The sequence below is a fragment of the Bacillus sp. Root131 genome (assembly GCF_001429475.1).
GTDB lineage: Bacteria > Bacillota > Bacilli > Bacillales > Bacillaceae_G > Bacillus_A > Bacillus_A thuringiensis_S.
On record NZ_LMJQ01000002.1, the window covers coordinates 1 to 22,920 of the forward strand.

Sequence of the window (22,920 nt, forward strand, 5' to 3'; positions counted from 1 at the left end):
CTTGTCTTCAAACGAAAAACACCTCCAATGAATTTGCATACTTAGTATGCGAATTCAGGAGGTGTTTTTTTCATGTACCACTATTCGGGTTCACTTCAGAAAAGATCTTGAGGGTGTTTTTTACGCTTTCTTAAGCAACAAATACATAAAGTAAGGAGCCCCAATTAAAGCAACGACAATACCTGCTGGGATGCCGTTAGGTTCAACGATGTTTCGGCCAATTGTATCTGCTAATAGCAATAGCCATCCGCCGATTAAAACGGCAATAGGCATGAAAATTTGATGTCTTGGACCTACTAAAGATTTCGCGATATGAGGAGCCATTAGTCCGATAAAGCTAATTCCTCCTGTTACGGAAACAGCTGCAGCTGCAAGCGCAACGGCTGCAACTAATAAGTATCTGCGTTCTTTTTCAATTTCAATTCCAACACCGATTGCGACTGGCTCGTTTAATGCTAGAATGTTTAATCGATTTGCTTTATAGAAAACGAACGGAATTAATACGATTAACCATGGGAGCATTGCTAAAACGAAGACCCAGTCATCTCCCCAAATGTTTCCGGCAATCCACTTGGCGATAAAGTCCACTTTCATACGATCAGCGGATGAAATAAGGACAATCATCATTCCAGATAGTGCAAATGAAAAACCAATACCGGTTAATGTTAGTCGGATTGGCTGAAGCCCAGTTGATTTACTATATGAAAATACGTAAATTAGAACAGCTGTCAGAAAAGCCCCGATAAATCCAACGACTGGTAGTAAGTAAAGAAATGAACCTACATCTATTGGAAAGTATAAAAAGAAAATAGCAACAGCAACACCGGCCCCAGAGTTGATCCCGAGAATACCAGGTTCAGCTAAATCATTTCGAGTAATTCCTTGGAATATAGCCCCTGATAAAGCGAGAGCCATACCAGCTAATAATGTAATCACAATTCTAGGTAGTCTTAAAGAGTATAAAACAAACTCCTCTTTAAAAGTCCCTTGTCCCATTAATGTTGGGAGTAGTCGATCATAAGATAAAGATGCTGAACCAAGTCCCATTCCAACTACAATGGTGGTGATGGTCAGTATTAGTAAAGCGAGTATAATAAGACGTTGTTTTCTTAGAATAGATTGCATCATGAGAATGTTTTTCCTCCTTTACGTACAATGAATAGGAAGAATGGTAACCCTACAATCGCGACAATTGCCGCAACTGGTGTTTCGTACGGAGCGTTAATAGTACGTCCGATTGTATCTGCAAGTAGCATAAAGGAAGCTCCAGCAATTGCTGACATCGGTATAACAAATCGGTAATCTGGACCGACAATTGGGCGTACCATGTGAGGTACCATTAAACCGATAAATGCCATATTTCCAACAAGCGCTACAGATGCACCTGCAAGTAAGATAATAATGATAAATAAAATAGTTTTAATAACAATAATTTTTTGACCAAGTCCAATAGCCACTTCCTCACTGAAACTAAGAACTGTTAATTTTTTTGCTAGTAAGATAGCGATAAAGATACTAATTGAAATGACTGGAATAATAATTTTTAATTGGCTCCAAGTTGTTCCAATTACGCCCCCAGCAGTCCAAAGTGATACATCTTGTGAAATTTTAAAATAAATGCCGATTCCTTCTGAAATTGCGAGTAGAAATGCGGAAACTGCAGCGCCCGCTAATACAATTCGAAGAGGAGAAAGGCCGCCTTTTTTCACCATACCAATTCCAAATACCATGATTGCGCCAATTGCCGCACCGATAAAGCAAGCTAATGTTAAGTAAAGATAGCTGATGGAAGGATTGAAAGCAAGTGTCAGTGCAAGCGCAGCATTTGCTCCACCAGATAGCCCTAATAAACCAGGATCTGCAAGTGGATTTCGTGTTAATCCTTGCATAATCGCTCCAGAAACGGCTAATCCAGCTCCTACAAAAATAGCAGCAACTTCACGTGGTAAACGTATTTCTCGAATAATAGATATTTTGTCTCCTTTAGCGGAGGAAGTGAGTGCTAACCATACATCTTTTATCGAAGTATCTGCAGCACCTAATACCATTGCAACCATAAAAATAAGAAAGAATGCAATTAAGCTTAAAATTAGTTTGTATGTAAAAGCTATAGAACGTGGATTTTCATGATCTTTTGTCATTCGTTTCACATCTTTTCTGTTCATAGAATAAAGGAAGAGGAATTCTTAAATTAAGAATTCCTCATGTTTGTATTATTTACCAAGAAAGTTCTTCTTGAAGAAGTCTAGTTGGAAATCTAATGTAAGTGGATCATTGAAATAGAATTCCATCATGTTTGCTTCATATACGCGATTATTTTTTACTGCTGGGATGTTTTTATATGATTCTGTCTCTTGGAATGAGTTATCAGTCTCTTTATTTTTACTTACGATTAAGTAATCACCAGCAAATTCCGGTAATACCTCAGTAGATAATGCGTAGTAACCTTCTTTTAATGCTTTTTCTTTTACTTTTTCAGGCATTTTTAATTTCATTTCTTGGTACAGGATTTCTGTTCCGCGGCCCCAGTTCTCGCCGTATACATAAAGCTGTTTGTTGAAGTTTTCTACAACAGAAACTGTTGCATCTTCACCGATTTTTGCTTTAATTTCTTTACCAGCTTCTTGTGCACGTTTCTTGAAGTCATCAACCCAAGTTTTTGCTTCTTTTTCTTTGTTTAATAACTTACCAATTTCTAAATGCTGTGTTAAGTAATCAACTTTTCCGTAAGTGTATGTTACAGTAGGAGCGATTTTCTTTAACTTATCGACATTTTTAATATTTGATAAACCGATGATTAAATCTGGATTTAGTTCAGCGATTTTTTCAACATTTTCATCTGATACTTCAGCAACATCTTTAAGTTTGCTATCAAAACGTGGGTTTTGTTTAGACCATGAATCTACCCCAACAAGATTTACATCTAATGACATTACGTTACCAGCGAATGATGATAATACAACAACGCGTTTTGGATTTGCAGGAACTTCTACTTTACCATTTTCAGATTGGTATGTAATTGTTTCTGATTTACTACCTTTTGCATCGTTCTTTTTGTCTGTAGAGCCATTGCTACAAGCACTCATAACAAGAACGAAAAGAACTGTTAGTGAAATAAATAACTTTTTCATCGTCTTTCTCCTTTAACATAGATGATATGTGTATACAATAATTTGTTTAACTGTAATCTTTTTGAAAGAGTAGTGGTAATGCAAAATAATTTATTAAAAATCTTGAATATGAGATTTTATAATATAGTATTAACCATATTAATGAAAGAAGATGTAATCTCAATTTGCTAATTATTAACAAATTGATAATGATTATCACTATTGATTATTTAAATAATATAATTTTATATAGGTGTATTGTCAATAGTAATTTTGATTGTAAATTTTGCGGAAACAGGTTATATTTTATTGAGAATGATAATCAATGACTAGTAGCTGAGGAGTGACACGAATGAATCAAGAAGAATTGTTTGATGTAACTGTGATAGGCGGAGGACCTGCAGGGCTTTATTCAGCTTTTTATAGTGGACTCAGAGAGATGAAAACGAAAATAATAGAATTTCAACCACAGTTAGGTGGAAAAATACATGTTTATCCAGAGAAGATGATTTGGGATGTAGGAGGGCTGCTGCCAGTTACAGGTGATAAATTAATTGAACAACTTGTACAGCAAGGGCTAACATTTAAGCCAGAAGTGGTATTAAATACAAAAGTAGAATCGATTATTCGTAACGAAGATGGCACTTTTACGTTAAAAGCAAGCAATGGCGAAGAACATTTTTCAAAAACAGTTATCGTCGCAACTGGAAGTGGTATATTGAAACCTCAAAAGTTATCAATTGAAGGTGCTGAGCGATTTGAAGTATCTAATTTAAATTATACAGTGAAATCTTTAAAGCGTTTCAAAGGTAAGACGGTCATTATTTCCGGCGGAGGAAATTCTGCGGTTGATTGGGCAAATGAATTAGAACCAATTGCGAAAAAAGTGTATGTAACATATAGAAAAGAAGAATTATCTGGTCATGAAGCACAAGTAAAACAACTGCTGAACAGCTCGGCGGAGTGTTTCTTTAATACATCGATTACAAAACTCATTGCTGGTGATAATCATGAAGCGATCGAATATGTAGAATTGACAAATCATGAAACAGGTGAGGTTTCTCATTTACCTATTGATGAAGTTATTATTAATCATGGATATGAACGTGACATTACATTATTAGAAAATAGTGAGTTAGACGTTGCGATTATAGATAATTATTATATTGCAGGTAATGCAAATAGTGAGTCTTCAGTAGATGGATTATATGCTGCTGGAGATATTTTAAAGCACGAAGGGAAACTACACTTAATTGCAGGTGCATTCCAAGATGCTGGAAATGCTGTGAATAAAGCAAAGCAATTTATCCAACCAGATGCAAGTGAGTACGGAATGGTTTCTTCTCATAATGAAGTATTTAAGAAGAGAAATCGAGAACTGATTAAACAGATGATGAAATAATAAGGAACAAGTATACCCCCACATACTTCTCTATTCAAATGGATGAGAGATGTACGTGGGGGTTTTCCTGTTTACTATATTTTCAATCATTATAATGACACCGGTTTCATCAGTTCATATGATATGAACATTTTATTGGTAAAGCATCCTAGAAAACAATTTAGCTATGTTTTGCTTACGCAGAACATGGCTAAATTACGCTGTCCCTTTAGCGCGTTCATTAGGAAATGGCATATTTAGTATAGAAGCAATATATTGTTTTCCATGTTTTCGAGCCAATGATTCTAATATTTGACGGACGCGTTTTGTAAGATGGCCTTGTTTTTTGATGGCTTCACAATATGCGTCATAGAAAGCATATTTAGCCCAAAGGAAATCATCTTGTTGGAATAAGAAATGATTTTTGTACCATTCACCAATTGTATGATAACAATTGTTTTCATGTATTGCTGTGCTTTGAGAAAGAAAACGATCAGATAAAGATACATTCAAATGAGAAATTGTGTTTTCTGTTTCAACTTGTAGTGTTTTTTCTAACATTGTAATGATGTGACGAGTAGCCATATGTTAACTCTCCTTTGTGTAAATGGGTAATACCATTCTATATTTAAAAAATTCTTACTATATAATACTATACAATATATGGAATGCATCTACCTGCTTTTTGAACTGCATTTACAAAATCTTTTTTATTTGTTTACAAAAATAAAGTAAAGTAAGATACAGTATAGATGAAAAAATAATAAAGGAATGAACGCATTGTATATAACAGTAGAAGAGACTGCGGAGTATTTGAATTTACCGAAATCGTATATTGAAGAGTTAATTCAGCAAAAGAAAATTCGTGCGCTATTCGATGGAGAGCAATATTTAGTAAATAAAGAACAATTCAATACACATTTAGAACAAATGGAGAAATATAAGCAGTTAGTGGAAGAAATATTAAATGAACCAATTCCAGAAGATATGGATGTTAAAGACGAAGACTAAACTTTGGGAAATCCCGTATGAAGATATGCAGAAATGTATCTTCATACGGGATTTTTGTTTAAATGTATCAAAATCCTAATGGGCACGCAGAATTTCTTATATTTTTGATAGGTAGTAGTCTACCATGTTAAAAGCATATTTTTTTCTAGCTAGGACAAACATAGAGAACGTAACCTGTACAGATACATATACTATCAGTGCAAAAGCTTATAAATTAATGGAAGGGGTTTTCTCGTGAGTTTATTTCATTGTGATTTTCTGAAAGACTTAATTGGATCTTTTGTGAGAGTAAACAGGGGTGGTCCAGAATCTCAAAAAGGAACAATAATATCAGTATGTCCGGACTACTTCGTATTGAAGAATGAAAAAGGTGAGCTTTATTACTATCAACTTAGCCATCTGAAAAGTATTACGAAAAATGCAAAAGACTGTGGATCAAGTGATTGTGATTGGGAAGATTGCGAATGTGCAGACGACTTTGAAGCACTACTTCTAAGCTTCAAATATTGCTGGGTGAAAATTAATCGCGGTGGTCCAGAGAAAGTGGAAGGCATTTTACAAGATGTTTCTTGTGACTTCGTTACATTAATTGTAAAAGAAGAAGTTATATTAATTGCAATAAAGCATATTAAAAGTGTTAACTATAATGCATTAGCATGCGGAGAGAGCGATGAGAGCGAAGATAGTAATAGTAAGGAAAGTAGTAGCGATAATTCAGGTCGAGCTCGCGCACAAAGACAGTCAAGTAGAGGAAGATAATAAGAAAGGAGGATACAAATTTGGAAAGTATATTATGCTGTGAGCAAATTAAATGCTTAGTCGGTGAGACTGTAAAAGTAAATCTTCGTGGACCAGAGAGTCGAGTGGGGGTACTTGTATCGTTAGGGAGAGATTACCTTACATTACAACTTCCTCTTGGTGAATTAGTATATTACCAATTGAAACATGTGAAGAGTCTAGCTAAGAAAGTGAAAGAAAGTAAATGTGGCGATTCCTATGTTTCATGTTTCTGCTCTGATGATGATACTTTTGTCGATGTATTACGTGACTTGAAGTATAAGTGGGTAAAGATTAATCGTGGCGGTCCAGAATGTGTGGAAGGATTATTAAGTGAAGTGCATGAAGAATGTATTACACTAGTAAACTGCGATGAAGTCATTTATATCATTAATTATCATATTAAGAGTGTGAGTCAAGTAGTGAAATGTAAAAAGAATGAAGATGAATAATGTTTAATAAATAAGAGGGGCATTATGAGGGAAAGAGAAGAACAATTTCTTATTTCGATAGTATGAAAAGGAATTACTTACTATTAAGACAAAACATTGCCCTGATTATTTTTTTTGAAACGGAAGATAGGAAAGCTGATATTCATAGGAAGGAGGATATAGATGAATGAGTTGAATAAAAGTATTGGAGAAAATATATATGTTAAATTAATCGGTGAAAAAAGATTTAAAGGTGTATTAATTGATGTAGGAAATGATATCGTTGTTCTTTACAATGGACAAGATTACGTATATATATCTTTATATCATGTACAATACTATAAATTTTTAAGACCATATGACGAAGAAATATCAAAACCAGATGTTGATTCTGTAATTAAGAGGGAATCCCCTTCAATTTCTTTGAGAAAAGTATTAAGTACTTCTAAAGGTATTTTTACAGAAGTTTATGTAGCAGGAAATGCTCCAATACATGGTTATGTTACAAGTGTGATGAACGATTATATTGTTTTTTATAGTCCGGTTTATAAAACGGTATATATATCTTTAAAGCATTTAAAATGGTTAATTCCGTATAAAGAAAACCAAGTACCGTATGCCCTCAATAAAAATGAACTCCCCGTAAATCCGTTAAATATTACGTTAGCTAGAACGTTTGAAGAACAGCTTATTAAAATGACAGGGAAAATTATGGTGTTCGATTTAGGTGAGGAGTCCAATAAAATTGGAAAAATGGCGAAAATTGATGAAGGTCATATTGAAATATCAAAAGCACGTGATGCAAAAATGTATGTGAATATTCAACATGTAAAATCCGTCCATTGTCCGTAGATTAGTTGGAAGGGCTGGCTTTTTCTTTTATATGCAGAAGAAAAGGTCGAGCCTATTTATTTAGTTTAATTTGGATATGAGGGGAAAAATGAATTGAATATAAATATATTATAGTGTGATCTTTTTAAAAATAATTTTGCACTACTTTATAAAGAAATATGTACGAGCTATCTTTTTATGTATTCAATTTATTTTTTGAGGAGGAGCTGCTCAACTAATTTATTAAAGGGGTTTTGTTTGTGGAGCAGTTTCCGAATTCGTTATCAATTACATTGCTTGGTAGTGCTGGTGGAGCAGCAAAAGCAGTTTTAGCAATTTTAAATCAAGCGATAGCAAATGAAAAAGATCCAATTTATGAAGTATTAAAGAATGCCAAATTTCATTTGGTGGATATAAAACAAAAAGATAGGACTTATTATGATGAGTTGTTTTCGAATTTGAAAGGTCGCTTATATTTATATGAAATAAACCTTCAAAATGTAGTGGAATTTAAACAACATTTAAAAGAAAAAAGAACGAGTGTTGTGATTGATGTTTCAGGAGCAGATACAATTAGAGTATTAAGCTGCTGTAATGAACTAGGAATTTGTTATATTAATTCAGCCTTGGAAAATGAGGCCGTAGATCAGGACGATAGCTTAATCGGCTTTCAGCTTACGGAAAGATATACAAGGTTTGAGAAGGAGAAAGAGAAATTTACAAATACAAAAGCGATTATAGGTTCAGGTATGAATCCGGGTGTTGTTCAATGGATGGTTGTTGAACTTATGAAGGAACGACCAAATGAAAGGCCAAGAGCATGTTATATTGTAGAACATGACACGTCGTTTTTGAATGATACAGCGCTTATAAAGCCACATACACTTTATGCTTCATGGGCAGTAGAGCGATTTTTAGATGAAGCAATCTGGAGTTATCCGATGTATATGAGTCAACATCGCCCTCTTTACTTTTATGAAGATGTATATGCTTCAGAGTATAAAGTGAAGTTGGGAGAAAAAGAATTCTATGGTTGTTTAATGCCACATGAGGAAGTATTAATTTTAGGGAAAAACTTTAATATGGAAGTTGGTTTTCTTTACCGAATTAATGAGTATACAACAAATATAATTAGACATAATTTAGACAAAGTAGAAGATTTATGGAACTGGAATCGTAAAGTGTTTAATCCAGCGGAAGAAGAGGTTGCTGGAGAGGACTTGGTCGGTGTGTTACTCGTTTATGAAAATAGTGAGACATATATGTATAATGTGATGAATAGTAGCCAAGTTTTTCGTAAATATAAAACGAATGCAACGTATTTTCAGGTAGGGTGCGGGATTTATGCGGGCTTGTCCAGTTTACTTTTAGATCGATTTGAACAAGGTGCTTATTACGTCGAGGAGTTGTTATTAAATACAGAAAGTAAGTACGGTGAGTATTTAAATTTATATATGAAGGATTTTGTAATGGGGCATAATAATTTTACTGATGGATTGTTACATGACAGGGTAAGATGGGTGTAATTTGTTACCAAAAGGAAGGAGAGATCTCCTTCCTTTTAGTATTATAAGGTTAAATATTGCCCTGAAAGCAATTTCATACTTATACTTTAAGGAGATAACAATGAAAGTTTTTTGTATCGATCAAGGGGAGTTTTTATATGAACAAATACAAGAGCTTGATTTATGAAGAAAGAAGAGCCTTAAAGGTATTTATATTATTATTCTATATTATATTCTTTTTATATGACGCTATATATTATTTTGTGTATCCGGCTATGAATATTAGTGGAACAGCGGTAGGTTGGCCAGAAGGTAGTCTTGGGATAGGTGTGCCTATATTTGTAATAGCAATATTTCCTATTTCTATATACCTTCAAAAAAGAGGGTATGTATATTCTGTAAAATATTTATTTTTATTTGGGTACATGTTTATCAATCTTGTTAATAATTTAATGATTTATTTGCGAACGGATAGACCTTTTGAACATGGTAGTATGGTAGAAATGTTATTAATTTTATTTGCCCCAGTTTTCGTGAATAGAAAATACTTTTATTTAGTTTCCTTTAGTGTAATTGGAAAGTACGTATTTTTCACATTGCTATTACAAGATTTAAAAGTGGTAATTCCACTTGTTTTATGTGTATTCTATTTCATTATTTCACATTCTTTATTAAAACGATTTCAATCTTATGTAAGAACAGTGGTTGAAATGATGAACAATATGAAAGAGACGGAAAATTTAGCTGTGATTGGAACTATGTCTACAACAATTGCCCATGAAATTCGAAATCCGTTAACAGCGTTAAAAGGGTTTACGCAAATGCAAAAAGAAAGAAATCCAGCTGATACGATGAGCTACGACATTATGTTACAAGAAATTGAAAGGGTTAATGGATTTGTTAGTGAATTGATGTTGTTAGGAAAACCAAAGCCAACAAATTATGAAAGGTGTAATATACGAGACATCCTTCTATATGTTGTGCATCTAATGGAAAGTTATGCAACGCAATATAGAGTTAAATGTCATTTACAAGTAGATGGGAATTTACCGGCTATAAACGGTGATGATAAGCAATTAAAACAAGTGTTATTAAATATCATTAAAAATGGAATAGAATCAATGCCAGAGGGTGGAGAAATTCATATCCGTGCATATCAAAAAACGCAAGGACATTTGTGTATTTCTGTTGAAGACCAAGGATTTGGTATAGAGAATGAAAAGTTGGAAAAAATCGGCAAGGCGTTTTACACAACAAAGGAGAATGGTACAGGACTTGGATTAATGATTACATATAAAATTATTAAGGAACATCAAGGGAGTATCACGATCCAAAGTAGTCTAGGAGTAGGAACGAAAGTCGAAATTTTTCTGCCGACCGTTTAATGTATTGGGAGAAAAGATTTTTCAGAAAAGTGTTCTTGTTGTGTAAATATAAACATTTTATAAAATGTTTCAAGAAGGGTTTTTTTTATAAAATACTTCGTTTATAATGGAGGAAAATATCGACATGAGATTGATTGCTCATGTAACGGTTCAGTAGTGTTATGAAAAGATAAGAAGGGGTGCACGCGCATCCTTTTTTCTATGCAGATATTATGAAAGAGGTGGTATGATGGAATTAACATTAAATTCGACTGTATGTTTACACACGATTCAATTTCGAAAAGAGCAAAAGAATTATATTGTAAAAGATACAATTACAGGAGAAAAATATGAAATGCCGCCACTTTGGATTGATGCATTGGCAATGATGCGTGACGGTTTTTTATTGGGAGAAATTGAGGAGAAATTAAAAGAAGAGTATCCATCTGAAGAAGTGAATATGTTAGCATTCACGAGGCAACTGTTAGAACTAGAACTTGTTGAAATGGTAGATGGAGAAGAGATAGCTTGCACAAAGAAGAAAGAGATAGATTGTTTAGCTTGGGTGCGTCCCCGTGTGGAACAATTCTTTCTTAATTTAAATAGAAAATATAGAAGCAAAGACCAGTAGTGGCCTTTGCTTTTTTTAATCCCGCTATTTGCCGGGCAGTAAGACCCCCACCTCAAAATTCAGCGGAAGCAAAGAAGTTAGGTGTGGGATGAACAAAACCCCCACTGATTAAAGGTTCACTTTATAGGTTGTGTTTAAAATATAACAGCAAATGCTCTTGCGAAAGCACCGTCACTATTTTTAATTTTTAAAGGTGCGGCTGAGAAAAAGAAACGTTTTGTTTCGATAGCATCTAGATTTGTTAAGTTTTCAATTAAGTAAATATTATTCCCTAGTAATATGTGATGAATCGGTGATGTTTCTGTTGTGACTTCATCAGGAGAAATGAAATCTAAACCGATAGATTTTACTTTTAATTGAACTAATTCTTCAGCTAATTCTTCAGAAAGATAAAATGCTTCTTTCTCATAAGCTTCTGTATTCCATTTGGTGGATAGATTAGAATGAAAAATAACAATATCACCTTCTTTTATGTCAGTATTATGCAATACTGCCTTAGGTAATTTTCGCTCTTGAATATGTGTTACATCTATAAGAACAGCTTCACCTACAAATTGATCCAGCGGTAATTGATCGATGGTCGTTGCGCCTGAAATAAAATGCGCAGGAGCATCACAATGCGTGCCAACATGAACGACAGAATGAAAATCTGTAACTTGATAGCCTGATTCTTCAACACTTGTAACAGCTTCTAGTTGTATTTTAGGTGTTCCAGGAAATTGAGACATATTATTTTCAAATGTTTGCGATAAATCAATTACTTTCATTTTACATACCTCCAATATATATTTTTCAAATAATAAAAAGCTCACCCTTCAATATCAAGAAAGGTGAGCTTTACATGCTAGTTGAGTTTTATCTTCCAAAATGCAATGCATTTTGCAGGAATTAGCACCTATTCAGTTTGTATAAACTGAGGTTGCTGGGCTTCAAAGGGCCGGTCCCTCTGCCTCTCTTGATAAAGAAGTATTCAGTTTTTTTGAAAACGGAATTTTCCGATAGTTAAATTGTAATTCATTTCCTTTTTTCGTGCAATACAAAATAGGTATTCACCCAAATAAAGCTGCTCGCATATTGTAGGTTATGTAAATAGAATGCTGCGAAGGAGTGAGTGCAGTGACAGGAAATGTATTAAATTATTATGCTGGTGGTAATACAGCTAGGGGATTTCACAATTTATACGAAGAGAATTTAAAAGGATTAGACAGATTATTTATCTTAAAGGGTGGCCCAGGAACGGGAAAATCTTCTTTAATAAAGGCAATAGGTCGCGAATGGATTGAAAAAGGATATGATATTGAATTGTTACATTGTTCTTCTGATAATAAATCGGTTGATGGTGTAATTATCCCAAAATTAAAAGTAGGAATTGTTGATGGGACATCGCCGCATGTTATTGAGCCAAAAATGCCAGGAGTTGTTGAAGAGTATATAAATTTAGGAATTGCTTGGGACTCAGATAAACTAAGAAAGCAGAAGTTAGAAATTGAAAGATTTGTTTCAGAAGCAAGCAAAGCTTTTCAGTCTGCTTACGCACGTTTTAAAGAGGCATTGGTTATACATGATGAGTGGGAGAAGATATATATTGATAATATAGATTTTAATAAAGCAAATGAACTAACCAATCAGCTAATCCAGAAATTATTTGCAGATAAAAGCGGGAGACAATCGCTTGTAAAACATCGTTTTTTAGGAGCTGCTACACCGAAAGGAGCAGTTGATTTTGTTCCTAATTTAACAGAAGGGTTACCACATCGTTATTTTATAAAAGGGCGCCCAGGCTCTGGAAAATCAACGATGCTCAAAAAGTTAGCTAAGGCAGCTGAGGAAAAAGGGTTTGAAGTTGAAGTATATCATTGCGGATTTGACCCGAATAGTCTTGATATGGTTATCGTAAGAGAATTAGGATTTGCAATTTTTGATAGCACCGCACCACATGAATATTTTCCAAGTCGCGAGGGTGATGAAATTATTGATATGTATGCCCTTATTGTTACGCCAGGGACGGATGAGAAATATGCGAAGGAAATTCGTGATGTCTCCATTCAATATAAAGCAAAAATGAATGAGGCGATGTCTTTCTTAGCGAAAGCAAAATCGGTTCGTGATAAATTAGAACGAATTTATATTGCTGCTATGGATTTTTCAATAGTAGATGCATATAAAGAGGAGATTCAAAAAGAGTTTGAACGAATTGCTGCTACTGTAATTGAAAAGCAACAATAGACGTTTCATTAGGCTGTCAGTAATTTCTGACAGTTTTTTTAGTATGTAGTAAAATTAATAGTGTATTGTCGAATTTCCAAGGAAATAATCAAAAAATGGAGTTGTTATGAAATGAGAGAGAAAATCGAGTTGGAGTTAGAAAGAATTGAAAAAGAGAATGATGTGAAAATTTTATTTGCGGTGGAATCAGGGAGTCGTGCTTGGGGGTTTCCATCGAAAGATAGCGATTATGATGTTAGGTTTATTTATATACATCCAGTAGAATGGTATTTATCAATTCATGATAAACGAGATGTAATTGAATATCCAATTAGCGATGATTTAGATATAAGTGGTTGGGATATTAAAAAGGCATTGCAACTATTCGCGAAGTCGAATCCTGCTTTACTTGAGTGGATTCGATCACCAATTTTTTATTCGAAAAACTCTAATTTTCCAGAACTACTTCAACAGATGAGTGAGAAGAATTTTGATCCAAAAGCAACGATATATCATTATTTACATATGGCGTCGAAAAATTATCGTGAATTTTTGCAAGGTGAGAATGTAAAGCTGAAAAAGTACTTTTATGTATTACGTCCCATTTTAGCTTGTAAGTGGCTAGAAGAGAAAACGACTTTACCTCCTGTAGAATTTGACCGATTGATTACAGAATTATCATTAGAACGTAGCGTATTAGATGAAATTGAAAAGTTGTTAATAAAGAAAAAAGCAGGTACTGAATTAGATGTTGGATTGAAAATTAAGGTGCTAAATCAATTTTTAGAAGAACAAATTCATTACTATCAGGAATATGTAAAAGGAATTGAAAAGGGATCAGGAATCGATATTGAGAGTTTAAATACATTGTTTCGAGATATGTTGTTTGAAGCATATGAAAAAGAGCACAAGTAAGTTTGTGCCCTTTTTATTTTGTAGGAATGAAGAAAACAGATATAGCTGCGATAAGACCTGCAAAGGAGAATAAGTAAAAATTCCATGCTAAGTCATATTGCATTGTCATAATAATACCGACAAGAATTGGGCCAGCAATTGCACCAACTCGGCCAAGCCCCAGTCCCCAGCCTAAGGAGGTAGCTCGGATATGTGATGGGAAGTATTGTGTTACATATGCATTTAATATTTGAGTAATACCGACTGATCCAATACCAGCAAGGCCAATTAAAAGATAAATGATTGTAACAGATGGTTTGATTGTTAATAGTCCGATACATATAGCTGCCATAAGATAAGAGATGCTAATAACAATTTTTGCTCCTATACGATCAGCAATTGCTCCAGCGAATAATGCGCCGATAGCTGCGGTAATATTTAGCATAAGTAGAAATGACAGACTAGACCCAAGAGGATATCCTGCCTGGCGCATCATCTGTGGTAACCAAGTATTTAAGCCGTATATTAAAAACATTCCCATTATATAAGTGATCCAAAAAAGTAGCGTTGCTTTTATGTATTCTTTTGAGAATAACGTAGTAAATCCATTTTTCTTTTGTATAGTAGATGGAGCTTGATGAGTTTTATTTTTCACATGAAATTCAATTGGAAAACGATTAAGAATTTGGTTCACTTCTTCTTGGCGATTACGTGATAATAAAAATTGAATGGACTCAGGTAAATAGCGAATAATGAAAGGAATGAGGAGTAGTGGAATCATTCCGATACCAAACATAATTCTCCATCCGAAATCTTCTAACATAAATATAGACAAAATAGCACCTAACACGATACCTAAAGGATAGCCAGTAAACATAAGAGCATAAATAAAAGATTGCCTTTTTTTGGGTGAATATTCAACAGTAAGTGCTGAAGCTGTTGGGATAACACCGCCTAATCCGATTCCTCCTATAAATCGAGATAATCCAAATAACTCAGGAGAAGGAGCGATAGCCGCTAAACCCATTGTGATAGAAAAAAGTGCTAAACAGCATATAAGCGTCCATTTACGTCCAATTAGATCTGTAATCGTTCCAACTAGAATAGCCCCAATAAACATCCCAAATAAAGCATAGCTTGCAATTGTGCCAGCGTGCGATGGTGATAGCGCCCAGCTTTTGTCTTCTAGGAGCTTTGGTAGAACGGCACCGTAAATACCTAAATCATATCCATCAGCTAAAATGGCTAGCCAACAAATAAAAACAACAAGTTTTGTAATAGAGCTTGAAAAGATAGTTTCTGTAGATTCTAGATGAGGTGGAGCTGAAGGTTGCATAATATTCCCCCCCCTTTTTAATTTGTAGATGAATATATTATTTCATTTAATGTTAATATTTTCCTCCCTGTGTTGAAATTTATCTGAAAAGGTTTTATAACAAATAAAGAAGTTCAACAGTAATTATGTTGAACTTCTTTATTTGTTCACTCATTATCAACTCGTTTTAACGGTTGATCTGCTGGACCTTCAAGAACGTCTCCTTCAATTGAAAAACGAGAACCATGGCAAGGACAATCCCAGGTACAATCACCATTATTCCATTCAACTTCACAGCCGAGATGTGTACAAGTTGTATCGACGATATGTAATTTTCCTTCTTTGTCCTTATAAGCACCTGCTCGTTTACCGTTAACATGTACGACAGATCCTTCACCAACTTCGAGATCTTCTGGCTTACGTAATGCGGTTTCGATCTTTCCTTCAATTAAATGTTTCGCAACATCAATGTTCTGGGAGAGGAACGTTTTTATATCTGGATTTGCATGGAAGCGTGATGGTGCATACAGTTCTTTATAGGGACTGTGGACTTTTAGGATGGAGTCCTTCAGTAGCTGAGCGGCAGCAGTTCCAGTTGTCATTCCCCATTTGCGATATCCAGTTGCAACAAATATATTTGGATTTCTTTCGTTAATATGTCCGATATAAGGAAGCTTATCTAGAGTGATTAAATCTTGTGCTGACCATCTATAAGGAACCTCGTCTATTCCAAAAGTTGCTTCAGCAAAAGAATAGAGTGCTTCATAATGAAGCATCGTATTTATTCCTTGTCCTGTTTTATGACTTTCTCCGCCAATTAAAATTAATTTCTCTCCATTGTTTGTTATATAGCGTAAGGAGCGCTTTGGATCATCAATACTTAAATACATGCCACCTGGATAATCTGTTTTGGCTTTTATTGCAAGAGCGTAGGAGCGTTCTGCGTACATTCGCGTAAAGAAAAAGCTATTCGCATCATAAAAAGGAAAATGTGAACAAGAGACAACATATTCACAAGTGATATGATGGCCCTCTTTTGTAATTATTTGTGGATAATCTCCCTTTTCCACATCCATAGCTGTTGTTTGTTCGTAGACCTTTCCACCCATCTCCACAAACTTTTCTAAAAGTGTTTTTAAATAAAGAAGGGGATGGAATTGTGCTTGATTTTTCATGACAAGTGCAGATTGTACTGGAATAGGAATCGATAGAGATTGAACATAATCACAAGGTATATTTAATTTTTGATAAGCTTCATATTCTTTCGATAAATTTCTTAATCCGTTATCAGTAGTTGTATATAAATATGAATCTTCATTTGAGAAATTACAGTCGATTTTATATGTTTGAACAGTTTCGTTTATGAATTGTAGAGCCTGATTATTTGATTCATAGTAAAGCCCGGCCTTTTCTACACCGAAGTGATTTATTAATTCATCATAAATAAGATCATGTTGTGCTGTTACTTTCGCTGTTGTATGCCCAGTCGTCCCGTTTAAAATACGACCAGAATCAATTAAAACAACATCGATGCCTTCTTTTGCAAGTAAATAGGCAGTAGTAATACCTGTAATACCAGCACCGATAATAGCAACTTTCGCCTTTATATTTTCGGATAAACGAGGGAAAGTAGGAAACTGAGTAGATTCAATCCAATAAGATAGCGGCAGTTGTGGAAATGTATCACTTGTCATTGCTGAAACCTCCTGATTTTAGAACAATTTTCCTTTTAATATTTCCATATTATATGAAATTCATGTGTGTTGTTTTAGAAGAAGTCTATTTTTATTAAAAGAGGTTATAAATTATTTTGATATAATTAATTAGGTGGGGCATTATGAAGAAGTAGGATTTATATAAAACTAAATTCAAGTGATTCTGTTTGTTGATTACATAGAGATTTATTGAATGAGATAGGGTCTATGGCGTTTAAGAAAATGTCTATAGATAGTGGATAAATCCTTATGTAATATATACATTTTCTTTAGTGAAATAAAGTATGATTATAAAAATATAACCAACTTTTATTACTAGGTCATAAAAGTTGTTGACAATATAGAAATTCTATTGTTATGATTCATCATGTGGAAAGGTTGATAGAGAGTAAAAAGAGAAATGTTTTTCATTGATAATAAAAGCGAAAAATAAGTGACGATAGAGTGAGTATATTTTCCTTATAATACATGCTTTTTGGATCATTTAGTAAAATCAATCTGGAAGCAAGAATTGATATATGTAAGTTGCGCAAGGCGCGGCATAAGAAAGGGGCAAAAGGATGAAGGAGCTTCATACATTTGGGTGGTATGCAGCACGTGTATCACCACATTTGCCGAAAAAAGCATTTAAACCAGTGCCTACTCGTTTATTTGGTGGATTGGCTTATTTGCTTGTGGCATTGTCGGGATTAATATCGATTGGTGTATTTGAATTGAATGTGTGGGCGAATCTAGGAATTGCGATTGTTCTTGGATTATGTTTTGCTTCACTAGGATTTTTAGGGCATGAAATTTTACATGGAACTGTTGTAAGAAAGGCATGGCTTCGTGACTTCTTAGGAGCGATTGCATTTATGCCATTATCAACAGGGCCAAAGCTTTGGAGAAAGTGGCATAATGCAACGCATCATGTTCATACACAGCATGAAGAGAATGATCCGGATGCATGGCCGACACTTGAGAAACTTAAGAAGAGTAAGTTTTTGAGTTGGGTATATCGTATGCCTCTACATGTACGTTCATTCTTTAGTTTTCTGTCACTAACAATTCAATTTACATTGCATTCGACTCGAATGTTCTTTCATTTTATAAAAGAGTTCAAGTCATCCAATCAAAAATCTGTATGGCTTCAACTTCTTTTGCCTTGGACAGTTTGGATTAGTTTATTGTTTATTATGGGACCTGGAAAATGGTTATTTGCATATGTCATTCCGTTGTTAATTGCTAACTTTATTGTAATGGCATATATCGCAACAAATCACCGCTTAAATCCAATTGTTCCAGTAAATGATCCGTTAGCAAACTGCTTATCAGTAACAGTGCCGCGCTGGGTAGACGTTTTGCATTTCAATTTCTCATATCATACAGAACATCATCTGTTCCCTGCTATGAGCTCTAAATACTATCCGTTAGTAAAAGAGAAGATTAAAGAAATGTGGCCGGAACGTTATCACGAAATGCCGATGACAAAAGCATTGGCAGCACTTTGGAATACACCACGTGTGTATTATCACGGAAGTGAATTAGTTGATCCGCATAGAGAGCATTTCTACGGTTCTTTAGGAAATGGCTTAGACCCTCATAATATTTCATATCGTGAGGAACATATAGAAGAAAAAGAGAGTATTAAAAAAATAAATCAGTAAAAATTAATATATTTTTGCAGTGAAAAAGCAAGCCATCTCAGGCTTGCTTTTTCTTATAAAGAAACTTCCTTTTTGTTCTTTTTATTGACTTGGAAGGAGTTAGTTTCTTTTCGTTGTAATCGTTTTTCTAAAAGATTAACAAAATAAGTAAATAGAAGAACAAGTACGAGATAGTATGCACCAACGATTATGTAAGTATCTAATTGTTGGAAGTTACCTGCTGCAATTGATAAACCCGATCCCCATAATTCGGACATTCCTACATAAGCAACAAGTGAAGAATCTTTTAATCCGATAATAAATTGGTTTCCTAGAGGAGGAAGAGACAGACGAAATGCTTGTGGTAATATAATTCGTCGCATAGCTAAAGGATAAGGCATGCCTAAAGAGCGAGCTGCTTCTAATTGTCCTCGGTCAACGGATTGAATAGATCCACGGAAAATTTCCGTAATATATGCACCGTTATGAATTGCTAAAGCGATTGCTCCTGCCCAAAAAGGGGTGAAAACAACAACAGATGTAATTCCAAAATAGAGAATGGCAATTTGAACAATTAAAGGTGTACCACGAATAATAGCAATGTAGACATGAGCGATACTATTTAAAACTTTATTGTTAGAGATTCGAAAGAAAGCGAATAATAATCCAATTAATGAACCGAGTACTAGGGAAGTTAATGTTAATTGTAATGTGACAATAGTAGCTTTTAAGAGTGTGGGATAGGAAGAGATAAAAATTTCAAACATGCGTTTCACCTCATATTGTATAGATTTTAGTAGAGAATGAAATGCCCCACATAAAATGAACACTTAATCAGTGTGGCACTGTTTATGAATCTTTTGAATGGCTAACTTACTTACTTCGTTTTTTCCTCTTCACCAAGAATATTACGTCCGAACCATTTTTTACTGATCTTATCATACGTACCATCTTTAATGATTTCATCTAACGCTTTATTTACTTTCTCAACCATTTCTTTATTATCTTTGCGAATAGCAATTCCCATTTCATCAAGATTTAATGGTTTTCCGGCTTCTTTTATATTCGATTTTCCTTCTTTTATCATACGTAGACCAACCATTTGATCCGTAATTACTGCGTCAACACGCCCAGGCTCTAAATCCATAAGAGCAGTAATATCACTGTCATATTCTGTGATTTGATCTGTATATTTTGCAACAAGATTTTTAAAGGTACTAGCTTTTACAACACCAATTTTCTTACCTTTTAAATCTTCTGGAGAAGAGATAGCGGTATTCTTTTTAGCTACAAAAATTTGGGCGCCAGAGCGATAGTACGGATTTGAGAAACTAACAGCTTTTAAGCGCTCCTCTGTAATTGCCATACTACCCAGTATTACATCATATTTCTTCGCTTGAAGACCTTGAATTAGCGTTTCCCATGGGTTTGTAACTGGCGTAGCCTTCATGTTCATCTTTTTAGCAAGAGCTTCACCGATTTCTACATCAAAACCGACAAGTTTGCCGTCATTTTCTTTATAGTTAAAAGGTTTGTATAATCCACTCATCGCATAGCGAAATTCTTTTTCACCATTTGATGAAGTAGTAGAACTTTCTTTGCTACAAGCTCCTAGTATGAAAGATGTACATAGTGTAATGCTCGCAACAATGGTTAATAGTTTTCTTTTCATAAAACCCCTCCTATATATTGATCATACGGATGTTTTTCAGTATGTTATTGAAATATTTTATTTGGATGATTAGTTGTGCACCGTATGAATGTATTCCTTTTCGTTTGAAACAGAAGTTACATTATAAAACGTTACGTAAAAATTGTTTTGCTCGTTCATGTGATGGAGCTGAAAAGAATTGTGCTGGCGGAGCATCTTCTACAATCTTTCCATCGTCCATAAAGATGACGCGATCAGCTACATCTTTTGCGAAATTCATTTCATGAGTAACAATAACCATTGTCATCCCTTCTTCAGCAAGTTCTTTCATAACTTGCAATACTTCTCCAACAAGTTCAGGGTCTAAAGCTGAGGTAGGCTCATCAAATAGCATAATCTTAGGGCTCATTGCAAGAGCTCGTGCAATGGCAATGCGCTGTTTTTGACCACCTGAAAGAAGATGAGGAGTTACATCCGCTTTATCTTGAAGGCCGACTTTTTGGAGAAGTTGATTTCCAATATCCTGTGCATTTGCTTTCTCTAATTTTTTTACATGAATAGGTGCTTCTATGATGTTTTCTAGTGAGGTCATATGAGGAAAGAGGTTAAAGTGCTGAAAAACCATACCGACATTTTCACGGACTTTATTTAAATTTGAATGCTTTGGATCAATTCGCTCACCTTGTAAGTGAATTTCGCCTTCATCGTACATTTCTAAAAAGTTAAGACAGCGAAGTAATGTACTTTTACCAGAACCACTGGCACCAATTAAAACAACAACTTCTTTTTCTTTTACTTCTAAATCAATTCCTTTTAACACATCAAGTGAACCGAATGATTTTACTAGATTTCGAACTTGAATCATACAAAACCCCCAGTTAAAAATATATTTTACAAATGTTGCCCCGTATTTCTGTTATTAGTCATAAATTGTCAGAATCCTTTATTTTTTTCGTGCAATTTGATATTCAAAGAAATAATGATTTTTAAAATCTCTATATCCTTCTATAATGAAAATATGGATAATAATATATAGGTAGTATTTATATTGCTTATAAAAAGGGGGAAAGGGAAGATGGAAAAAGAAAGAAAAACATTTTCTTTTGGATTACGTACACAACTTATGCTATTCACTACAGTTTTAGCTTTTATTACATATTCAACAAGTATATTTTTTATTTACGTGATATACGATTATTTTCAAAGTTATGTAAGTCAAACTGTATATAATATTATCGTTATGTTATTAGGGGTAGTATGGTCTGGAATTTTAGCATATGGAGCAGCCGTATTTTTAATTAAACCACTTCGCAAGTTAGAGGAAGCGGCAAGAAAAGCAGCTGAGGGTGATATTCGTGAAGATGTTCCATTACCGAAGACAGATGATGAAATTAAATCTTTAAGTGTTGCATTTAATATGATGTTAGGAAACTTAAGGGGCATGGTAAAAAATATTGATACAACATTTTCTTATACAAACAATCAAGTACAGCAGATTAGAAAACAAACAGGAGAAGCAACGAGACAAGCGCAAGGTGTATCTGAGACTCTTGCAGAGATTTCTTCAGGCGCTGAGCAATCAGCAGCATCAATTCAAGCAATTGTTTCTGCTGTTGATACAACGACGTCTATTGCAAGTGAAGTAGAAGAAAAAGCGAAGCAGTCTGATACGTTGTCTTCAGAAATGGTTCAAGCTTTAGGGCATAGTACTCGTGTCTTTACGTCTTTAATTCAAGGTATTCAAACATTGGCAAAAGAAAATGAAGATTCAATGCAAAATGTACAGAAGTTAGAAGAACGAATGAAACAAGTAGAACATATTGTGTCTGTTGTGAGTGCGATTGCTAGCCAAACGAATTTATTAGCACTAAATGCTTCTATTGAGGCAGCTCGCGCAGGAGAGCATGGAAGAGGTTTTGCGGTTGTTGCGGAAGAAGTACGTAAACTTGCTGATGAAAGTGATCATTCTGCAAGAAACATATCTCAGTTATTACGGAATATGCAAGATGAAGTACAACAAGTTGCAATGAAAATGACAGAACAAGTGAAAATAGCTAAAGAAGAGGCGAAACGTGGGGAAGCTACGGAATTAATTTTAAAAGAAATGTCATCAAGTGTTATGGAAGTAGCCGATGCAACTCAGCAAATTAGTAGTTATATGAATGAACAAGTGAGCCACATTCATCAAACAGGAGCACAAACAAAAGCTGTAGCAGCAATTGCTGAAGAAACGTCAGCTGGTTCGCAAGAAGTGGCGCGTGTGACGCTACAACAGTCTAAAAATATGATAGTAATCGATCAATTATTAAAAGATTTAGAGAAGCAAGCAACTGATTTGAAACAAACAATTGAACGATTTTCAATGTAAAAGGAAGAACAGAATGCTGTTCTTCTCTTTTTTATTTAGTTTGATTTAATATTTACAGTTAAACTATGAACGTTTCCGCAACATTCTTTTCTCTCCCTTTCGGATG

The 22,920-nt window shown here is 34.4% G+C and carries 22 protein-coding genes and 1 riboswitch; of the genes, 12 read left to right on the forward strand and 10 right to left on the reverse strand.

What is annotated here, in order from left to right:
* Positions 1-120: 120 nt before the first annotated feature.
* Genes ASE54_RS13925 through ASE54_RS13935 form a run of 3 tightly spaced genes read right to left on the reverse strand, consistent with a single transcriptional unit; the run spans position 121 to position 3,131 of the window.
* Positions 121-1,128: an iron ABC transporter permease gene (locus ASE54_RS13925; RefSeq protein ID WP_000983742.1), complete on the reverse strand. Its 1,008-nt coding sequence runs from the start codon at positions 1,126-1,128 to the stop codon at positions 121-123.
* The gene (locus tag ASE54_RS13930) at positions 1,125-2,165 is read right to left on the reverse strand and encodes an iron ABC transporter permease (protein WP_002153558.1); all 1,041 of its coding nucleotides are present in this window, start codon (positions 2,163-2,165) and stop codon (positions 1,125-1,127) included. Before ASE54_RS13930 ends, ASE54_RS13925 begins: the two co-directional genes overlap by 4 nt.
* 48 nt (positions 2,166-2,213) lie before the next feature.
* A complete protein-coding gene (locus ASE54_RS13935) occupies positions 2,214-3,131 on the reverse strand; it encodes an iron-hydroxamate ABC transporter substrate-binding protein (protein WP_000732570.1) in 918 nt (305 codons plus the stop codon).
* Between the two features lie 331 nt (positions 3,132-3,462).
* Here ASE54_RS13935 and ASE54_RS13940 point away from each other — a divergent pair, with 331 nt between their 5' ends.
* Entirely contained in the window at positions 3,463-4,512 is a 1,050-nt protein-coding gene (locus ASE54_RS13940) for an NAD(P)/FAD-dependent oxidoreductase (protein WP_001070938.1), read from the forward strand.
* Between the two features lie 195 nt (positions 4,513-4,707).
* On the opposite strand, the gene ASE54_RS13945 is transcribed toward ASE54_RS13940, so the two are convergent.
* On the reverse strand, positions 4,708-5,076 hold the full coding sequence (locus ASE54_RS13945; protein WP_000235474.1) for a hypothetical protein: 369 nt from the start codon (positions 5,074-5,076) through the stop codon (positions 4,708-4,710).
* Positions 5,077-5,262: 186 nt separating this feature from the next.
* On the opposite strand from ASE54_RS13945, the gene ASE54_RS13950 reads away from it, so the two are divergent.
* The 7 genes from ASE54_RS13950 (at position 5,263) to ASE54_RS13980 (ending at position 11,041) form a co-directional block, all read left to right on the forward strand.
* A complete protein-coding gene (locus ASE54_RS13950) occupies positions 5,263-5,502 on the forward strand; it encodes a helix-turn-helix domain-containing protein (protein WP_001998970.1) in 240 nt (79 codons plus the stop codon).
* 234 nt (positions 5,503-5,736) lie between these two features.
* On the forward strand, positions 5,737-6,261 hold the full coding sequence (locus ASE54_RS13955; RefSeq protein WP_000051518.1) for a hypothetical protein: 525 nt from the start codon (positions 5,737-5,739) through the stop codon (positions 6,259-6,261).
* A 20-nt stretch (positions 6,262-6,281) separates the two neighbouring features.
* The gene (locus ASE54_RS13960; RefSeq protein ID WP_000443833.1) at positions 6,282-6,731 is read left to right on the forward strand and encodes a hypothetical protein; all 450 of its coding nucleotides are present in this window, start codon (positions 6,282-6,284) and stop codon (positions 6,729-6,731) included.
* A gap of 162 nt (positions 6,732-6,893) precedes the next feature.
* A complete protein-coding gene (locus ASE54_RS13965; RefSeq protein ID WP_001004281.1) occupies positions 6,894-7,562 on the forward strand; it encodes a hypothetical protein in 669 nt (222 codons plus the stop codon).
* A gap of 239 nt (positions 7,563-7,801) precedes the next feature.
* Positions 7,802-9,067 (forward strand): hypothetical protein, encoded by a 1,266-nt coding sequence (locus ASE54_RS13970; RefSeq protein WP_000434725.1) that lies wholly within the window; start codon positions 7,802-7,804, stop codon positions 9,065-9,067.
* A 137-nt stretch (positions 9,068-9,204) separates the two neighbouring features.
* Positions 9,205-10,431 (forward strand): ATP-binding protein, encoded by a 1,227-nt coding sequence (locus ASE54_RS13975; protein WP_001046099.1) that lies wholly within the window; start codon positions 9,205-9,207, stop codon positions 10,429-10,431.
* Between the two features lie 229 nt (positions 10,432-10,660).
* Entirely contained in the window at positions 10,661-11,041 is a 381-nt protein-coding gene (locus ASE54_RS13980) for a hypothetical protein (RefSeq protein WP_000424116.1), read from the forward strand.
* A 134-nt stretch (positions 11,042-11,175) separates the two neighbouring features.
* On the opposite strand, the gene ASE54_RS13985 is transcribed toward ASE54_RS13980, so the two are convergent.
* Positions 11,176-11,808 (reverse strand): cyclase family protein, encoded by a 633-nt coding sequence (locus ASE54_RS13985; protein ID WP_000862976.1) that lies wholly within the window; start codon positions 11,806-11,808, stop codon positions 11,176-11,178.
* Positions 11,809-11,893: 85 nt separating this feature from the next.
* A riboswitch (SAM riboswitch) is annotated at positions 11,894-12,006 on the reverse strand.
* A 151-nt stretch (positions 12,007-12,157) separates the two neighbouring features.
* Here ASE54_RS13985 and ASE54_RS13990 point away from each other — a divergent pair.
* Together ASE54_RS13990 and ASE54_RS13995 are read left to right on the forward strand one after the other, a co-directional pair.
* Positions 12,158-13,267, forward strand: a complete 1,110-nt coding sequence (locus tag ASE54_RS13990; RefSeq protein WP_000147466.1) for a PRK06851 family protein — start codon at positions 12,158-12,160, stop codon at positions 13,265-13,267.
* Between the two features lie 111 nt (positions 13,268-13,378).
* Positions 13,379-14,161, forward strand: a complete 783-nt coding sequence (locus ASE54_RS13995) for a nucleotidyltransferase domain-containing protein (protein WP_001208229.1) — start codon at positions 13,379-13,381, stop codon at positions 14,159-14,161.
* Positions 14,162-14,174: 13 nt separating this feature from the next.
* On the opposite strand, the gene ASE54_RS14000 is transcribed toward ASE54_RS13995, so the two are convergent.
* Positions 14,175-15,476, reverse strand: a complete 1,302-nt coding sequence (locus ASE54_RS14000; RefSeq protein ID WP_001183099.1) for an aromatic acid/H+ symport family MFS transporter — start codon at positions 15,474-15,476, stop codon at positions 14,175-14,177.
* 146 nt (positions 15,477-15,622) lie between these two features.
* On the reverse strand, positions 15,623-17,149 hold the full coding sequence (locus ASE54_RS14005; protein WP_000199973.1) for an FAD-dependent oxidoreductase: 1,527 nt from the start codon (positions 17,147-17,149) through the stop codon (positions 15,623-15,625).
* A gap of 581 nt (positions 17,150-17,730) precedes the next feature.
* Here ASE54_RS14005 and ASE54_RS14010 point away from each other — a divergent pair.
* Positions 17,731-18,816 (forward strand): acyl-CoA desaturase, encoded by a 1,086-nt coding sequence (locus tag ASE54_RS14010; RefSeq protein ID WP_000661228.1) that lies wholly within the window; start codon positions 17,731-17,733, stop codon positions 18,814-18,816.
* A 53-nt stretch (positions 18,817-18,869) separates the two neighbouring features.
* Here the strand turns inward: ASE54_RS14010 and ASE54_RS14015 are convergent, their stop codons facing one another.
* From ASE54_RS14015 to ASE54_RS14025, 3 genes are all read right to left on the reverse strand, one after another.
* Positions 18,870-19,625 carry an amino acid ABC transporter permease gene (locus ASE54_RS14015; RefSeq protein ID WP_003255986.1) on the reverse strand — a complete coding sequence of 252 codons (756 nt, stop codon included), beginning with the start codon at positions 19,623-19,625 and terminating at the stop codon, positions 18,870-18,872.
* Between the two features lie 47 nt (positions 19,626-19,672).
* Positions 19,673-20,467 carry an ABC transporter substrate-binding protein gene (locus ASE54_RS14020; RefSeq protein ID WP_000823756.1) on the reverse strand — a complete coding sequence of 265 codons (795 nt, stop codon included), beginning with the start codon at positions 20,465-20,467 and terminating at the stop codon, positions 19,673-19,675.
* 121 nt (positions 20,468-20,588) lie between these two features.
* Entirely contained in the window at positions 20,589-21,311 is a 723-nt protein-coding gene (locus tag ASE54_RS14025) for an amino acid ABC transporter ATP-binding protein (RefSeq protein ID WP_000616926.1), read from the reverse strand.
* Between the two features lie 210 nt (positions 21,312-21,521).
* Between ASE54_RS14025 and ASE54_RS14030 the strand changes: the two genes are divergently transcribed.
* On the forward strand, positions 21,522-22,814 hold the full coding sequence (locus tag ASE54_RS14030) for a methyl-accepting chemotaxis protein (RefSeq protein WP_000410235.1): 1,293 nt from the start codon (positions 21,522-21,524) through the stop codon (positions 22,812-22,814).
* The last annotated feature ends 106 nt before the right edge of the window (positions 22,815-22,920 follow it).

What these genes read in the sequence shown, in the direction of transcription:
- ASE54_RS14005 (WP_000199973.1), bottom strand. Translation starts at nt 17,149, where the DNA reads ATGACAAGTGATACATTTCCACAACTGCCGCTATCTTATTGGATTGAA.
- ASE54_RS13965 (WP_001004281.1), top strand. Translation starts at nt 6,894, where the DNA reads ATGAATGAGTTGAATAAAAGTATTGGAGAAAATATATATGTTAAATTA.
- ASE54_RS13985 (WP_000862976.1), bottom strand. Translation starts at nt 11,808, where the DNA reads ATGAAAGTAATTGATTTATCGCAAACATTTGAAAATAATATGTCTCAA.
- ASE54_RS13945 (WP_000235474.1), bottom strand. Translation starts at nt 5,076, where the DNA reads ATGGCTACTCGTCACATCATTACAATGTTAGAAAAAACACTACAAGTT.
- ASE54_RS13995 (WP_001208229.1), top strand. Translation starts at nt 13,379, where the DNA reads ATGAGAGAGAAAATCGAGTTGGAGTTAGAAAGAATTGAAAAAGAGAAT.
- ASE54_RS13950 (WP_001998970.1), top strand. Translation starts at nt 5,263, where the DNA reads ATGAACGCATTGTATATAACAGTAGAAGAGACTGCGGAGTATTTGAAT.
- ASE54_RS13940 (WP_001070938.1), top strand. Translation starts at nt 3,463, where the DNA reads ATGAATCAAGAAGAATTGTTTGATGTAACTGTGATAGGCGGAGGACCT.
- ASE54_RS14025 (WP_000616926.1), bottom strand. Translation starts at nt 21,311, where the DNA reads ATGATTCAAGTTCGAAATCTAGTAAAATCATTCGGTTCACTTGATGTG.
- ASE54_RS13930 (WP_002153558.1), bottom strand. Translation starts at nt 2,165, where the DNA reads ATGAACAGAAAAGATGTGAAACGAATGACAAAAGATCATGAAAATCCA.
- ASE54_RS14010 (WP_000661228.1), top strand. Translation starts at nt 17,731, where the DNA reads ATGAAGGAGCTTCATACATTTGGGTGGTATGCAGCACGTGTATCACCA.
- ASE54_RS13935 (WP_000732570.1), bottom strand. Translation starts at nt 3,131, where the DNA reads ATGAAAAAGTTATTTATTTCACTAACAGTTCTTTTCGTTCTTGTTATG.
- ASE54_RS14020 (WP_000823756.1), bottom strand. Translation starts at nt 20,467, where the DNA reads ATGAAAAGAAAACTATTAACCATTGTTGCGAGCATTACACTATGTACA.
- ASE54_RS14000 (WP_001183099.1), bottom strand. Translation starts at nt 15,476, where the DNA reads ATGCAACCTTCAGCTCCACCTCATCTAGAATCTACAGAAACTATCTTT.
- ASE54_RS13975 (WP_001046099.1), top strand. Translation starts at nt 9,205, where the DNA reads ATGAACAAATACAAGAGCTTGATTTATGAAGAAAGAAGAGCCTTAAAG.
- ASE54_RS13980 (WP_000424116.1), top strand. Translation starts at nt 10,661, where the DNA reads ATGGAATTAACATTAAATTCGACTGTATGTTTACACACGATTCAATTT.
- ASE54_RS14030 (WP_000410235.1), top strand. Translation starts at nt 21,522, where the DNA reads ATGGAAAAAGAAAGAAAAACATTTTCTTTTGGATTACGTACACAACTT.
- ASE54_RS13925 (WP_000983742.1), bottom strand. Translation starts at nt 1,128, where the DNA reads ATGATGCAATCTATTCTAAGAAAACAACGTCTTATTATACTCGCTTTA.